This is a genomic window from Bacillus sp. FSL M8-0277 (genome assembly GCF_037975305.1).
In the GTDB taxonomy this organism is placed as follows: domain Bacteria; phylum Bacillota; class Bacilli; order Bacillales; family Bacillaceae; genus Bacillus; species Bacillus pumilus.
This window is the reverse complement of sequence record NZ_CP150255.1, coordinates 3278048-3292671: the sequence shown is the minus strand read 5'-3', so window position 1 is coordinate 3292671 and position 14624 is coordinate 3278048. Positions and strand designations below refer to the sequence as shown.

Sequence of the window (14624 nt, the reverse complement as noted above, 5' to 3'; positions counted from 1 at the left end):
GTGGAGCGTTTGATGAGTACAGTGAACCATTGTTTATATGCAATCTCCTATACTTGGAAAAGAAGTCGATCATATCTTCTGTTAACTCTATTCATCCAAGTGATCGTTGGCTTTATGCCTTTGGCTAGTGTCTGGATTATTCAAACATTGATTAATGAAATTATTTTATTCATGACTTCTTCAGGAGATATTCAAAAGGTCTTAAGGTTATTTGGGTTGCAAATGGTCATTGTGATTTTAGGATATGGGCTTCAATTCATTCTTCAGCTTAGTCAGCAGAAAGCGACAAATCTGATTGGTTTGCATTTGAAGGGTGAATTGCTTCAAAAAGCGATTAAGCTTCCATATATTACATTTGAACACCCGTCTTTTTATAATGAAAGTCAACGTGTGATGAACAGTCATCAGCATGTTCTGAGTATGGTTAGAAGTATTTTTACAATCATGAGCGCATTGATTACTGTTGTATCACTTCTCATTTATATGATTGGTATCCATTGGGGCTTGGCGGTCATTCTGATCTTATGTACTCTGCCTGTCTTGTGGATTGAGCTTTTCTTTGGAGGCGCACGGTATCAATTAAACCGCATGTTAACGGCAAATGATCGAAGAGAAATGTATGTGTCTGATCTTGTTGCGCAGCGAGATTCATTGAAGGAAATCCGTTTATATGGAATAGGAAATTACCTTCTTCAAAAATGGAAAGGCCATTATGTAAAAAGTGCAGATGAAAAATATAAATTACTAAAACGTCAGGTTCGCTGGGAGATGGCAGGTGGATTGCTTATGACATTTGCCTATGTGTGCTGCGGTCTTTTTATTGTCTTTCTTATCTTTCAAAAGAAATTAGCTGCGGGTACGTTTGTCGCTGTGCTCCAAGCTGTGCAAAATATTCAAAGTGGTTTTCAGGATTTGACGAGGGAATGTTCTAGTTTATATGAAACGAGTCTCTATATTGATGAAATGAGAGCTTTTCAAAAGAGAGAAGAAGAAATTGGTGAGCAGACAGAGGAAGCGGCATCGCTTCGGAGGATTGAATGTATTCAGTCCATTACGCTAGAAAATCTCTCTTTTACCTATCCGAATATGAAAACGCCTGCTATTGAACATATACATTTTCATATCGATAAAGGTGAACGCATTGCATTGGTGGGGGATAACGGATCAGGTAAGACGACCTTGATTAAATGCTTGACTGGTTTATATGATCCAGATAAGCCGAATATGCAAAAGGTCAATGGTGAATCGATTTCGACCATTTATAAAAAATCATATCATGCGAGAATGGCCGTCCTTTTTCAAGATTTTATGAAGTACGAATTCACTGTGAAAGAAAACATTGGATTTGGCCGTATTGACGAAATAGATGATAAAGAGCGCATGATCTCAGCTGCACGGCAAGCCGGCATAGAGAAAAGAATTCATCAAATGGAAGAAACATACGATGCGCAGCTTGGCCGGTTTTTTGAAGAAGGTCATGAACTGTCTGGCGGACAATGGCAAAAGCTTGCGATGGCGAGAACCTTTTTTAGAGAAAGTGATTTTATCATTTTAGATGAACCGACTTCTGCTCTCGATCCGCTATCGGAGATTTCACTCATTCGAAAGCTATTCGATCATACGCAGGATCAAGGGGTCTTGTTTATCACACACCGTATGGGAGCGGCCCGCTTAGCAGACCGGATTATCGTGATGAAAGATGGTGCTTTCGTTGAAGAGGGGAACCATGAAGAGCTAATGGCGCTAGATGGAGAGTACAAAAGGCTTTACGAGGCACAATCCCAACTATTTCAACAAAAGGAGATGGCGTAAGGTGAGTGTCTTTTATTTTATAGGTGTCTATTTATTAGGAATCATCTTTGCAGGTGCATGGCTTGATAAAGTGAGAAAACAACCGGCGCATATTCAGCAGATGAATGCTTATCGCCTGCTGCCTCCTGCGCTCACGGCGCCCATGTTTTATTTGTTTTTGACTGTTGAATTGGCTTGTACGGGTTTATTATTCGTGTGGAACATGTCTCTTGTACCTGCGATTGGTCTTACAGCACTTTTATGTATCTATACTGGAGCGGTCACCTTCAATTTATTGAGAGGACATCGTAACATTTCATGCGGCTGTGGAGGTTTGCTTGAAAATGACCATCTTCACTGGGGAATTGTGATTCGTAATGTGTCGATGCTGGCTCTTGTGATTGGGTTGTTTTATGTCCATCCCTATGTAGAAACAATTCCGTGGCCACTTCATATTATTTGTTTTCTGATTGCAGTGGCTGTCTGTCTGATTATAGCGGTTGGGAAAACAATCATGATGTTCAAAAGAAAATGGATGAATCAATTTGAATCGTTTATAGAAGGAGACCAAGTGAAATGACTGATATTCTACTAATTATTGTGTTATTCATTGTCATTGCTCAGCTGGCTGTCGTGTTTTTGCTTGCCCGCTTTATCGGAAAATTTATGAGTAAAATTAAATCCCTTGATGGGGTTGAATTAAAGGAAGCGGATGTTGGTGATGGTGCGCCGTTATTTCGAAGCTATACACATTTAGGAGATAAGGTTATTTTAAAGGAGTATTTACAGAACGGAAGAGCCGTGATGCTGTTATTTGTAAATACCACTTGTATGACATGCAAAAGCATTTTGTCTGATATGCGTCAGCACATTTCTAGCGATGATACTCAATTCATGTTCATCAATGGAGATGAACAAGGAGATGATGCATTGCTCCTTCAATTGCTGCCTGATCAAGCTGTGTATATGCGCTCTTCGCAAATCATGGAGCTGTATGGGGTAACTGTTGTTCCGCAAGCGATTCTGATAGATGAACATGGCATCATCCTCCAAAGAAAATCTGTTCAAAATGCGAAACAGTTTGAACAGCTGTTACACGCATCATAAAAAAGCGTCTCTTTGTTGGAGAGACGCTCCAGCATGTAGACAAACCCTCGCATTCGTTGTCAGTCCTGCGTGCTGGTGCTCACGAATGTCAAATTCGCTCCGCTCCAGTACTCGTCCTTCCTTCCTTGACTGCAAAGGTTTTCTATCACGCTGAAAAGAAGACAAAGGGCTAAAATCAAGATCATTTTAGCCCTTTGTCAACAATCTGAAGCGTCTCTTTGTTGGAGAGACGCTCATTTTATAATTCTTTTCCTAGAATGTCTAAATCGTACCTGCTGCCGTCCATTTCTGCGATGCGTGGCAGGTGACCCCATGTTTCAAAGCCATGCTTTTTAAATAATCGAATGCTGGCTTCGTTGTGCCCGAAAATAAAGGCGAGTAATGTTCGAATGCCTAGTGAAGGTGCCAACTCAATGGCCTCTTGTAAAAAAAGTGACCCTAAGCCTTTCCCTCGATCGTCTTGGTTTAAGTAAATACTCATTTCAACGGTCCCGTTGTATGCAGGTCTTCCATAAAACGTTTCAAAGCTGAGCCAGCCGTAAATATGTCCATCCTCATCTGTTTTCACATAGAGAGGTCTTTTCTCTGAATGATTCAAAAACCATTGCCGGCGGTCTTCAACTGAAACTGGTTCTGTATCGGCGGTTACTTCTCTTGAAGCAATAGTCGAATTGTAAATATCAACGATTGCTTTGAGGTCATCTTCTGTTGCTATACGGTTGAAAGTTTTCACATAAAAGTCCCCCATCTTTTTTTCATTCATCATACATATTATTGATGCGATTGCGCAAAATAAAAAGAAAAATGATTTCGTGTGTATATATTTTTTGAAAAGTGTTCAGAATGTTGCTGAGGTGATGAAAAATGAGAGAGGAAGAAAAGAAACGTACTTCCAAAATCACAAAAGTTCAGCAATTTTTCCGTAAGCGCTGGGTATTCCCTGCAATTTACTTGGTCAGCGCAGCGGTCGTGTTAACAGCCGTTCTTTGGTATCAAGCTGTATCAAAAGATGTGAAAGACCAACTATCTGATGGAAATCAAACAGGGCAAGAACAGCGTGATGATGCCGTTGAAGTTGGAAAGCCAATTGAAAATGTTGCCATGCCAGTCCAGAATTCTGATAATGTTTCTGTCGTGAAAAAGTTCTATGAAGCAGATGCTGATCAAAAAGAAAAAGAAGCAGCACTTGTAAACTATAATAACACCTATACCTTGAGCAAAGGTATTGATCTTGCAGATAAAGATGGCAAAGTGTTTGATGTCACAGCTGCTCTTAGTGGAACAGTGGTTCAAGCGAAAAAAGATCCCGTTCTCGGTCATGTCGTTGAAATTGAACATGAAGATGGATTATCGACTGTTTATCAATCGTTGTCACAAGTGAGTGTTAAAGAAGGCGATGAAGTGAAGCAGAATGATGTCATCGGTGCTTCTGGTAAAAATCTTTATGGTGCTGAAAGCGGCAACCATGTGCATTTTGAAATTCGTATGGAAGGTTTAGCGCTTAATCCACTTAGCTTCATTGACAAGCCTGTTTCAACTATTGAAAAGGCCGCGCAAGAAGTGACGGAAGAAGCAAAAGAACCTGCTCAGCCAAAAGCTGATGAAAAAACGAAGGAACCTGCTGTTGAAGATAAGGCCAAAGAGCCTGCTGGAGAAAAATCTGAAGAAAAGTCTGATGAGAAGGGCAAATCCTCTGATCAAGAAAAGTCTTCTGATTCCTCTAAAGACAGCAGTCAATCTGAAGAAACAAAACAATCTTAAGTCTTGAAACCTCTGTATATGAATCATGCAGAGGTTTTTTTCTGTCTTTAAAAAATCCCCCGCACTCGGCGGAGGATGGTTTAAAGAGCGGCAGGTCCTTCTTCACCTGTCCGAATGTTGATTGTATTTTCTATCTCATATATAAAAATTTTCCCATCCCCTGGTTCGCCTGTACGAAGTACCTTTTGAGCTGTTTCAACGACCTGTTCGACAGGTACTTCGCTTAGGACGATTTCAATCTTTAATCGTTCGTACACATTACTTTCCTTTTTGACGCCACGGTATAGCTCTGTATGTCCCTTTTGTAAACCGCAGCCGTGTACATTCGAAAAGGTAATGGAAGTGACGCCAATCTTTCCAAGCTCCACCTTTAATGTTTCAAAATTGGCTGGACGTGTGACAATCTCCACTTTATACATTTTGCTCATAGAGACACCCCTTTTTCTTTAATCTTGATAAGCTTTTTCCCCATGCATGGTTAAATCAAGACCCACTGATTCTTCTTCTTCGGTTGCGCGAATCTTAAAGAAGAGATTGACCACTTTGATGATTACGTATGTCACAACAGCTACAAAGGCATAAGTGGCCACAATAGCGACGACTTGCTTCCAAAGTAAGCTGGGATCTCCGTAGAATAATCCATTGGCTCCGCCGTCATTGACAGAGGTTGTTGCGAAAAGCCCGGTTGCAATTCCTCCCCAAGTCCCGCCAATTCCGTGAAGACCGAATGCATCTAGTGCATCATCATAGCCAAATTTGGCTTTGAGTGAGAAGACTCCCCAGAAACACACAATCCCGCCAATAATTCCGATGATGATAGAAGCAAAAGGTGTGACAAAACCGGCGGCAGGTGTAATTGCCACAAGACCTGCGATGGCTCCAGAAATCGCGCCGAGCATGGTCGGTTTTTTGTTGATCATCCACTCGACTAACAGCCAGCCGATGATTCCCGCAGCAGCAGCTGTATTGGTGTTAATAAAGGCATACATTGCGACACTGTCTAAGGTAAGGGCACTTCCAACGTTAAAGCCAAACCATCCAAACCAAATGACAGCTCCGCCAAGAAGAGTATAAATCAAATTGTGAGGAGAAGAGCTTGCTGCTTCTTTACGCTTCCCGAGCACAATCGCTACGACTAGACCTGCAACACCTGATGAAATGTGAACCACGTTTCCTCCAGCGAAGTCGAGCGCACCCATTTCGCCAATCCAACCGCCGCCCCATACCCAGTGTGCGACTGGCGCGTATACAAATGTGACCCAAAGGAGTGTAAACACAACGACCGCTGAGTAGCGAATTCGTTCAGCAAAGGCACCTGAGATGATGGCTGTTGTTAAGACGGCAAAGGTCATTTGGAACATCATGAACAATGAATGTGGGATGGTCTCACTGTAGGGACCGGGTTCAAAGCCAACGCCTTTTAATCCAATCCAGTCTAAGCCTCCAATCCATGCATTGCCTGGCGCAAAAGCCAAGGAATAGCCAAACATGATCCATACGATAGAGACGATCGCTAGTGAAGTTAAGCTGTGCATGGTTGTACTTAAGACGTTTTTACTTCTCACGAGTCCTCCGTAGAATAAGGCTAAACCCGGTGTCATTAACCACACGAGTAGTGCGCAGAAGAACATAAATACTGTATCACCCATTTGCATGCTGCATTCCCCCTGAATCATTCAGAATTAATTGATTTCTTAATTCTTCATTATAGAGAGAAAAGTCATATATGACATATTCATGTAAGGTAATCTTACATGGTTTTTGGTTATATTCAATATAAATGGATGAAAAGTTCGTGAAATATGAGAAAAAACGTGCATTGAGCACGAAAAATAAAGGGCGTTTGACCTATAAAATGGAGCTGAGAAACAGCTTGGTTCGTTCCTCTTGAGGAGAATCGAACAATTTTGATGGCGTGCCTTCTTCGACGATACGGCCTTCGTGCATATAGACGACACGATCGGCGACTTCTTTCGCAAAGCCCATTTCATGTGTGACGATGACCATCGTCATGCCTTCTTTTGCGAGACTTTTCATTGTTTGCAGTACCTCGCCTACAAGCTCTGGATCGAGGGCAGACGTAGGTTCGTCAAATAACATGACATCTGGTTTCATGGCGAGAGCTCTTGCAATAGCCACACGCTGCTTTTGACCGCCTGATAGCTTAGAAGGATATACGTTGGCTTTATCCGCAAGTCCGACCTTTTCTAACAGGACATTGGCTTCTGATACAGCTTGAGCCTTTTTTGTTTTTTTCACCATAACAGGCGCTTCGATGATGTTTTCAAGCACAGTTTTATGCGGAAAGAGGTTAAAATGCTGAAACACCATGCCTATTTTTTGCCGCATCTCGTTTAATTGATCGCGTTTTGGGTGAACAGGGCTGCCATCAATGACGATTTCTCCATCATTTTTGATTTCTAAAAAGTTCATACAGCGGAGCAAGGTGCTTTTTCCAGAGCCACTGGCTCCAATTAAGACGACCACATCATTTTCATAAACAGTGAGGTCGATATCCTTTAAAACATGCAGTTCTCCGAAGTGTTTATTGAGTTTTTCAACACGAATGAGTTCCTTTGATTCTGTCATGTTTCTCCTCCTAATGGTCACTGACTGATAGTTTCTTCTCAAAGGTTTGGACAGCGAATGTTAACAGCAGGACAAGAACTAAGTAATAGACGGCTACAACAAGTAAATAGGTCATATTGTCAAAGCTGTTTGAGCCTTGGGTGGTGGCGACGTTAAATAGTTCATTGACGCTAATAAAGGCGGCGAGTGATGAATCTTTTAAGCCAATAATGAACTGGTTGCCAAGAGGGGGGAGGGCACGCCGCATCGCTTGCGGGAGAATAATACGTCTCATTGTTAGAAAACGCCCCATGCCAAGAGAGCGTCCAGCCTCTTTTTGCCCTTGATCGATTGATTGGATGGCACCTCTGAATATTTCTGCTATATACGCTCCATTATGAAAGGCGAGCGCAATGGAAGCGGCCCAGAAGTCGGGAATATTTAATTCTGTCAGTCCAAAATATAGGATGAAAATTTGAACAATCAGTGGTGTGCCGCGTACAAGGAAGATATAGGCGTTGGCGATATAACCAAAGACAGCCACGCGTGATATTTTCAATAAAGCAAAGAAAAGCCCGATGAACATGCCGATGAAGATGCTGATCACAGTGAGCTGTAAGGTGAGCAGCATTCCTTCTAAAAAAATACCTCTTGAATCAATCAGCGTCTGAAAAAAATGTGATAGGGTAGGCAAAACAATCATCTCCATTTGAAGAAAGTGCGCCTAAAAAAGGCGCACAATCGTGGTTTTAATTTTGTTTGACTGTGATGTCTTCATCAAAGTATTTCTCGCTAATTTGTTTTAATGTTCCATCCTTTTTTAATGCGTCAATCGCATCGTTGATCTCTTTTATGAGCTGTTCATTTTCTTTAGATACAGCAATTGCCTGCTCACTTTGTCCGAGTCTTTCCTGCGCTTCGATCTTTAATTTTTTCTTCATGGCTTCTGCACCTGTCGCAAAATCCGTCACGACTGCATCGTGTTTTCCGTTGGCTAGTGCTTCTAAAGCGACGACATCACTGTCGTAATATTTTGGTTCCTGCCCGCTATGTTCCTTTGCAATATCAGCGTAGGACGAGCCTTTTGATACAGCAATTTCTTTGCCTTTTAAATCATCAGCATGTTGAATGTCTGCTCCAGGTCTTGTGAAAATTTGCGGACCAGAGTAGTAGTAGGGCTTAGAAAGAAGGACGTGTTTTTTTCGTTCCTCATTGATGGTATGACTTGCAACTGCCGCATCAAATTTTCCTGATTTCACACCTTCAACGATGCCTGCGAATTTATATTTCTTCTGTATAGGCTCGAGGCCTAGTTTGTCACTAATCGCATTGCCTACATCGATATCAAAGCCTGACATCTGATTTCCATCCATGTAACTGAACGGGTGAAATTCACCTGATGCTGCAAATATAAATTTTCCATCCTCCAAAATTGGCGACCCTTTCGCTGTAGAATTACGTTTATCTCCGTTCCCATTTGTTTCATTTGCACCACACGAAGACAGAAGTAATACTGCAACCGAGAAAAGGGCTGGGACCCAAAACCGTCTTTTCTTAATAATAAGCTTCTCCTCCTTTTCAGCCTTTCTCCATATAAGGAGAAAGTAGGCTTTTAAATATGTGTAGCATCTTACCATTTGTTCCTCATATTCTCAATTTTATATGTGTTTTTCCAACACTCGCCCTTTTTAAAATGTATGTCTTGCTTTTCCAAGAGAGAACTTGAATTGATCAGGGTAAAAAAGGGAAATGAATCTCATAATAACGGAAGGAAACATGTCAGAACACAAAGAGGGGGTCGGTGTATGAAGAAGTGGAGGGACAACCGAAAAGTCTTTTTAACTGCGATTGCCTTTGGGACAATGTTAAATCCGTTAAATTCCTCAATGATTTCTTTGGCCTTGCATCAAATCCAGCATGAATTCGGTTTGTCATTTACGACTGTATCTTGGCTTATTTCGTCTTTTTATTTAGCTAGTGCGGTGACGCAGCCGGTGAGCGGCCGGATTGGGGATCATGTGATGAGCCGGAGAACATTATTTTTATTCGGACTGGGTCTTGTCGCGGTCTCAGCCATCTGTGCGCCGTTTGCCCCGACGTTTGCGGTGCTGATTGTGATCCGGCTATTGCAGGCAATTGGGAGCAGTGCCATTTATCCTTCTGGTGTCGGACTCATTCGGGATCATATTCAAGACAAGCAGGCATCGGCGTTAGCGGTATTGTCCATTTTTGCTTCAGCGATGACGGCGCTTGGACCGACACTTGGCGGCTTTTTAATGACAATCGGCGGCTGGCCGGCTATCTTTTTAGTGAATCTGCCTTTTATTTTAATCAGCTTCTTTCTTGGACTATCTTTGTTTCCAAAGGAGCAGAAAAAGAGAAAGCTGCGTATAGGTGAAACGGTACGGAAGCTCGATCTGCCAGGGATGCTGCTTTTTACAGTTTGTATTGTCCTTCTGCTTTCGTTTTTATTATCACTAGGTCATGGCATTCAATATGTACAGGGGATTCTTTGTCTCTTGAGTGCAGGCGCTTTTATTTGGTGGGAGTATCAGGTGGATGAACCGTTTATTCAAATTCGGATGTTCAGACAGGAGCAGCGACTTTCACTCGTGTATGTGCAATTTATCATTTTAAATATCTTTTTCTATTGTCTTTTCTTTGGTTTGCCGAGCTATTTCCAAGATGAATTAGGCTGGCGTGTGGAAATGACGGGTCTTTTTATGCTTTGCATGTCTGGGGTGAGCATCATTGTCTCTCCACTGACGGGTAAGTGGGTGGACCGCGGGGATGAACGCCATCCGGTATTAGCCAGTGCGGTATTGATGCTGGCTGGGGCGTCTGCGATGACCTTCTTTTTTATTCCGGCACCATTATGGGGAAAAGGGCTTGTTCTAGCGCTGCTTGGACTTAGTTACGGGATTGGAAATGTTGCGCTGCAAGCTGCGATGCTCAAGGCAAGCCCTCGGCATATGATTGGCACGTCCTCTGGGCTTTTTCAAACATGTCGCTACCTTGGTTCCATTCTGTCATCTGCTGTTCTCGGTATGCTGTTTGGTGATGAAATTGCTGGGCCTCATTTTGAGCAGTTAGGCTGGACGCTGATCATGATTTCCTTTATCGGCATCGGTGTCAGTCTTTATTTTTCGAACAAGGTCAGAGGAGGACAGACAATAAAAAAAGCGGCGCGATAAGTGGAAGAAGATTCTTCATCACGTTATCGCAAGCCGCTTAAGAGTTAGACAGGTCAGAGCCCTGATCCTTTTGCTTCCTTCTAAATATTTTCCCTACAATTGTCTCATAGAAAGTAACGATGCGATCAATTGGAGAGTCAAAGAATTTCCATAATTTATTCATGATAAAGACGACCACAATCGATACGACCAAGCTGCCTAAAACATCTAATGGATAATGGTGACCGACCCAGATGCGGGAGAATCCTGTGAGTAATCCAAAGACGAGCAAGATGTTGCCGAGCTTTTTATTACGAGATCGAATGGCAAGTGAAAGAGCCAGTGCACCTGTTGTATGGTCACTTGGGAAGGAAGCATCTGCTGAGTGCGGAATGAGTGTGTCGACTTTATGCGCCACAAACGGCCGCTCCTCATAATGAACCAGTGTAATCGCAAAATTGACGATAAGTGCCGCGATGCCCGTTACACCTGAAAAGAAGACATGCTTCTTAAATTTGTGATTACCTAAAAACCAGCAAATCAATAAGACAAGGGCGTACACAAGAATGGCCTTTTTCGTAATAAAAATCATGGCCTGATCTAAAAACTCAGAATGATGAGCCATCCCGTGTATCACTTTAAACAATTCGTAATTCAAAACATCACCTATACCTTCGCTTAATGCAAACTATTTTTCAAATAATCGTTTATTTGAAACATCCTATATTTTAGCATGTTTCCGTTGAAGTTTAAAATAGAATCCTATTCTGATAGGGAGACCTTCTGTGCTTTTGCTTCTTGGGGCTTTCGTTCACTCCAATAAAAAACAAACATACTGAGCAAGACAACAATACCTGCAATGAGATATACGTTTGAAAAGTCTGTGAAGCTGACAAGAAGACCAAATACAAATGAGCCAGCAGCAATACCCGTATCATATAGGGTAAAGAAAGTAGCCGTCGCATAGCCTGTACGGTGAGCTGGTGAGTGCTGAATGGCAAGTGTTTGTAAACATGGTACTAGCGATCCATAGCCAAGTCCAATGACACCACCTGATAGAAGAAGCATTGTAGCTGAATGTGTAGCTGTCAGCATCCATAAACCAATCGCAAAAAGAGCAATCGAAGGATAGATCACAATGTGAGGTCCTACTCGGTCAAAAAGTCTGCCTGTAAATGGACGTGATCCAAGCATCGCTGCCGCAAACACAATAAAGAAATAACTGCTTGCCCCCATCAAGTCAAGGGAATTGGCATAGACTGAAATAAATGAAATGATCGGCGAATAACAGAAGGAAATAATGATGCCGACTGCCGCTGTTTTTAATGCACCTTTTTCAAACAGATGAGAAAAAGTAAATCGGAAGACGACACTACCCCCATCTTCAAGCTCTGGCTGTCTGATCAGCATCGTAAAAGCGGCACCAATGGTAACGATAATGGAAAAAAGAAGGAATAAGGAATGGAATCCTACTTTTCCTACTTGATTCAGTGCGATAAATGGACCGATGACCACAGCGAGGTTCATGGACATGACAAAGTAGCCTAGTCCTTCCCCACGTTTATGTTTTGGAATCATATCTGCCGCAATGGCACTGGTTACTGTCGTCAAAATGCTAAAAAAGATGCCCTGCACGAAACGCAGCATGAGAAGCGTTTGGAATTGATCAATTGGGATGTATAAGTAAGTGAGTAAGGCAAAAGCCGTTGATGAGAAAATCGCCATCTGTTTTTTACCGAATTTCTCAATAATCGCTCCTGAAAACGGTCTTGTCACAATGGCAGACAATAAGAAGACCGTCACAAGGAGACCGCCCTGTGATTCTGTTCCATTTAGTTCATCCATTGTGTAAATAGGTAGCAAGGTTAAAAGGGCATAAAAAGAGGTGAACGTAAATAAATTCACCAGGACAATCATGATAAAGTCTCTCGTCCAAATGCGTTCGTTCATGATGTATGTCACTTCCTATTCAGTTGATAATTTGTGTAAAAGTGTATGGAGGAGTTGTTTTTCTTCGTGGGTGAAATTTGAAAGACATTCTTCTTCAAATTGTTCCATCGTACGTTTGATTTCTTCAAATCGGGCCTTAGCATCATCTGTCATCACGATCAGATTTTCACGTTTGTCTTTTCCTTGTACACGTTTCACCCAGCCATTTGCTTCTAGACGGGTTACGGTTCGGGTAATGGTTGGGGCTTCGACGTTCAAATATGTCCAAATGTCTTTTTGGGTTTTCGGGCCGAATGTATCCAAACAAAAAAGTACAGTCCATTGGGACATGTACAAGTCATAAGCAGCAAGCGCTTCGTTCGCCTTTTTAGACAGCAACCTGGCGCTTTGGTGTATTTGATGTAAACACTCTCTATTTAACGTATCCATATGATCACCTTTATTCAATATTTAGCTAGGTAAATAAAATCACCTTTTCTATTTTACGTGCTCGACCCATTCTTGTAAAGTGAAAATTTTCGCCACTCGAAATGATTGCATTTTCTGATAAATCCCTTGTCCCATCTTCATTTTTAGCATATTCCCTATGCAATGCTAATACACTGTTACAAACCTGACAAAGAGAGTGTTTGAGGTGAGGGATCGTGTTTGGCATTTACTACCTAATGGATGAGGAATTAAGACGAACAAGCGCCGCTGAAAATGGACAATATTGATACGGATCTCATTTCACACTTCTCACATCCATTTTAGGGAGGTCGAGTGGTGTGCACGATTACATCAAAGAGCGAACAATCAAGATAGGAAAGTATATCGTGGAGACAAAGAAAACCGTTCGTGTAATTGCGAAAGAATTTGGAGTCTCTAAAAGTACTGTACACAAGGATTTAACAGAAAGACTGCCAGAAATTAATCCAGATCTGGCTAATGAAGTGAAGGAGATACTGGATTATCATAAATCAATCCGCCACTTGCGAGGGGGAGAAGCCACTAAATTAAAGTATAAAAAAGAAGAAATTTTAGAAGGCGAGCCTGTGAAACAATAAGATTAGTTCTTTGTTCTTAAACATGATATATATATCTTCCTCATATCGGTAGTTTCTAACCACAAATTTTGTAAAGACTTTTGTAAAGAAATATCTTTTTTTCTGCAAATTATGATAGAATATATAATTAGGGCAGAATGTGGTATTTGCTATGGAAACAGATTTTCAAGGAGGATATATATAGATGTTTGCTAGGGATATTGGAATTGATCTTGGTACTGCCAATGTACTGATTCATGTCAAAGGAAAAGGAATTGTGTTAAATGAACCATCTGTTGTAGCTCTTGACAAAAACAGCGGGAAAGTTTTGGCTGTTGGAGAAGAGGCTAGACGTATGGTTGGACGTACGCCTGGGAATATTGTTGCGATTCGTCCATTAAAAGATGGCGTAATTGCTGATTTTGAAGTAACTGAAGCGATGCTCAAGCATTTTATTAACTCATTAAATGTGAAAGGGCTATTCTCTAAGCCGCGTATGCTCATCTGCTGCCCAACAAACATTACATCTGTTGAGCAGAAGGCGATCAAAGAAGCTGCTGAAAAAAGCGGCGGTAAGCATGTATTTCTTGAAGAAGAGCCAAAAGTAGCAGCTATTGGTGCTGGTATGGATATTTTTCAGCCAAGTGGAAACATGGTCGTAGATATTGGAGGCGGAACGACAGATATCGCTGTCATCTCAATGGGTGACATTGTAACCGCCTCTTCTATTAAAATGGCTGGAGATAAATTTGATCTGGAAATTCTCAACTACATTAAAAAAGAGTACAAGCTGTTGATCGGTGAACGCACGGCTGAGGATATTAAGATCCAAGTTGCAACGGTATTCCCAGACGCACGTCATGAAGAGATTTCAATTCGTGGACGAGACATGGTGACAGGATTACCAAGAACGATTACCGTCACAAGCAAAGAAGTAGAAGAAGCATTGCGTGAATCTGTATCTGCGATTGTTCAGGCTGCGAAGCAAGTTCTTGAGAGAACACCGCCTGAATTATCAGCTGATATTATTGATCGCGGCGTCATCATTACAGGTGGCGGAGCTCTTCTAAACGGGCTTGATCAATTGCTTGCAGAAGAGCTGAAAGTACCAGTTTTCGTGGCTGAGAATCCGATGGATTGTGTAGCTGTTGGTACTGGCGTCATGCTTGATAATATGGACAAGCTGCCAAAGCGTAAACTCAGCTAATGATGTCCCTCATTCTTTTTCGAAAGAATGGGGGATTTTTAT

Annotated in this window: 16 protein-coding genes; 7 read left to right on the top strand and 9 right to left on the bottom strand. The window is 41.8% G+C overall.

Going from position 1 to position 14624, the window contains the following annotated elements; translation table 11 throughout:
• Nucleotides 1-12 precede the first annotated feature (12 nt).
• The 3 genes from MKZ05_RS16675 to MKZ05_RS16665 are packed head-to-tail and all read left to right on the top strand — an operon-like array spanning nt 13 to nt 2898.
• Entirely contained in the window at nt 13-1812 is a 1800-nt protein-coding gene (locus tag MKZ05_RS16675) for an ABC transporter ATP-binding protein (protein WP_339160604.1), read from the top strand.
• 1 nt (nt 1813) lies between these two features.
• On the top strand, nt 1814-2371 hold the full coding sequence (locus MKZ05_RS16670) for a MauE/DoxX family redox-associated membrane protein (protein WP_226804263.1): 558 nt from the start codon (nt 1814-1816) through the stop codon (nt 2369-2371).
• Complete coding sequence (locus MKZ05_RS16665; RefSeq protein WP_309216027.1) at nt 2368-2898, top strand: thioredoxin fold domain-containing protein; 531 nt, start codon at nt 2368-2370, stop codon at nt 2896-2898. The genes MKZ05_RS16670 and MKZ05_RS16665 overlap by 4 nt, the downstream gene beginning before the upstream one ends.
• Before the next feature lie 238 nt (nt 2899-3136).
• On the opposite strand, the gene MKZ05_RS16660 is transcribed toward MKZ05_RS16665, so the two are convergent.
• Nucleotides 3137-3646, bottom strand: a complete 510-nt coding sequence (locus tag MKZ05_RS16660; RefSeq protein WP_226804255.1) for a GNAT family N-acetyltransferase — start codon at nt 3644-3646, stop codon at nt 3137-3139.
• Nucleotides 3647-3762: 116 nt separating this feature from the next.
• Between MKZ05_RS16660 and MKZ05_RS16655 the strand changes: the two genes are divergently transcribed.
• Nucleotides 3763-4659, top strand: a complete 897-nt coding sequence (locus tag MKZ05_RS16655) for a peptidoglycan DD-metalloendopeptidase family protein (RefSeq protein WP_339160600.1) — start codon at nt 3763-3765, stop codon at nt 4657-4659.
• Between the two features lie 80 nt (nt 4660-4739).
• Here MKZ05_RS16655 and MKZ05_RS16650 read toward each other — a convergent pair whose 3' ends face one another.
• From MKZ05_RS16650 to MKZ05_RS16630, 5 genes are all read right to left on the bottom strand, one after another.
• Nucleotides 4740-5087, bottom strand: a complete 348-nt coding sequence (locus tag MKZ05_RS16650) for a P-II family nitrogen regulator (RefSeq protein ID WP_003214763.1) — start codon at nt 5085-5087, stop codon at nt 4740-4742.
• Nucleotides 5088-5105: 18 nt separating this feature from the next.
• Complete coding sequence (locus MKZ05_RS16645) at nt 5106-6314, bottom strand: ammonium transporter (RefSeq protein WP_003215412.1); 1209 nt, start codon at nt 6312-6314, stop codon at nt 5106-5108.
• A 193-nt stretch (nt 6315-6507) separates the two neighbouring features.
• Complete coding sequence (locus tag MKZ05_RS16640; RefSeq protein WP_050944422.1) at nt 6508-7248, bottom strand: amino acid ABC transporter ATP-binding protein; 741 nt, start codon at nt 7246-7248, stop codon at nt 6508-6510.
• Between the two features lie 10 nt (nt 7249-7258).
• On the bottom strand, nt 7259-7936 hold the full coding sequence (locus MKZ05_RS16635; RefSeq protein WP_078061638.1) for an amino acid ABC transporter permease: 678 nt from the start codon (nt 7934-7936) through the stop codon (nt 7259-7261).
• Between the two features lie 40 nt (nt 7937-7976).
• Nucleotides 7977-8864: a transporter substrate-binding domain-containing protein gene (locus MKZ05_RS16630; RefSeq protein WP_050944421.1), complete on the bottom strand. Its 888-nt coding sequence runs from the start codon at nt 8862-8864 to the stop codon at nt 7977-7979.
• Nucleotides 8865-9032: 168 nt separating this feature from the next.
• Between MKZ05_RS16630 and MKZ05_RS16625 the strand changes: the two genes are divergently transcribed.
• Nucleotides 9033-10421 carry an MFS transporter gene (locus MKZ05_RS16625; protein ID WP_339160599.1) on the top strand — a complete coding sequence of 463 codons (1389 nt, stop codon included), beginning with the start codon at nt 9033-9035 and terminating at the stop codon, nt 10419-10421.
• 37 nt (nt 10422-10458) lie between these two features.
• On the opposite strand, the gene MKZ05_RS16620 is transcribed toward MKZ05_RS16625, so the two are convergent.
• The 3 genes from MKZ05_RS16620 to MKZ05_RS16610 form a co-directional block, all read right to left on the bottom strand.
• The gene (locus MKZ05_RS16620; RefSeq protein WP_137054296.1) at nt 10459-11058 is read right to left on the bottom strand and encodes an undecaprenyl-diphosphatase; all 600 of its coding nucleotides are present in this window, start codon (nt 11056-11058) and stop codon (nt 10459-10461) included.
• Between the two features lie 104 nt (nt 11059-11162).
• Nucleotides 11163-12350: an MFS transporter gene (locus tag MKZ05_RS16615; protein ID WP_253622083.1), complete on the bottom strand. Its 1188-nt coding sequence runs from the start codon at nt 12348-12350 to the stop codon at nt 11163-11165.
• 15 nt (nt 12351-12365) lie between these two features.
• Nucleotides 12366-12779 (bottom strand): MarR family transcriptional regulator, encoded by a 414-nt coding sequence (locus MKZ05_RS16610; protein ID WP_003214738.1) that lies wholly within the window; start codon nt 12777-12779, stop codon nt 12366-12368.
• Between the two features lie 338 nt (nt 12780-13117).
• On the opposite strand from MKZ05_RS16610, the gene spoIIID reads away from it, so the two are divergent.
• Together spoIIID and mbl are read left to right on the top strand one after the other, a co-directional pair.
• On the top strand, nt 13118-13396 hold the full coding sequence (spoIIID, locus tag MKZ05_RS16605) for a sporulation transcriptional regulator SpoIIID (RefSeq protein WP_008343327.1): 279 nt from the start codon (nt 13118-13120) through the stop codon (nt 13394-13396).
• A 184-nt stretch (nt 13397-13580) separates the two neighbouring features.
• Entirely contained in the window at nt 13581-14582 is a 1002-nt protein-coding gene (gene mbl, locus MKZ05_RS16600; protein ID WP_012011515.1) for a cell shape-determining protein Mbl, read from the top strand.
• Nucleotides 14583-14624: the final 42 nt, after the last annotated feature.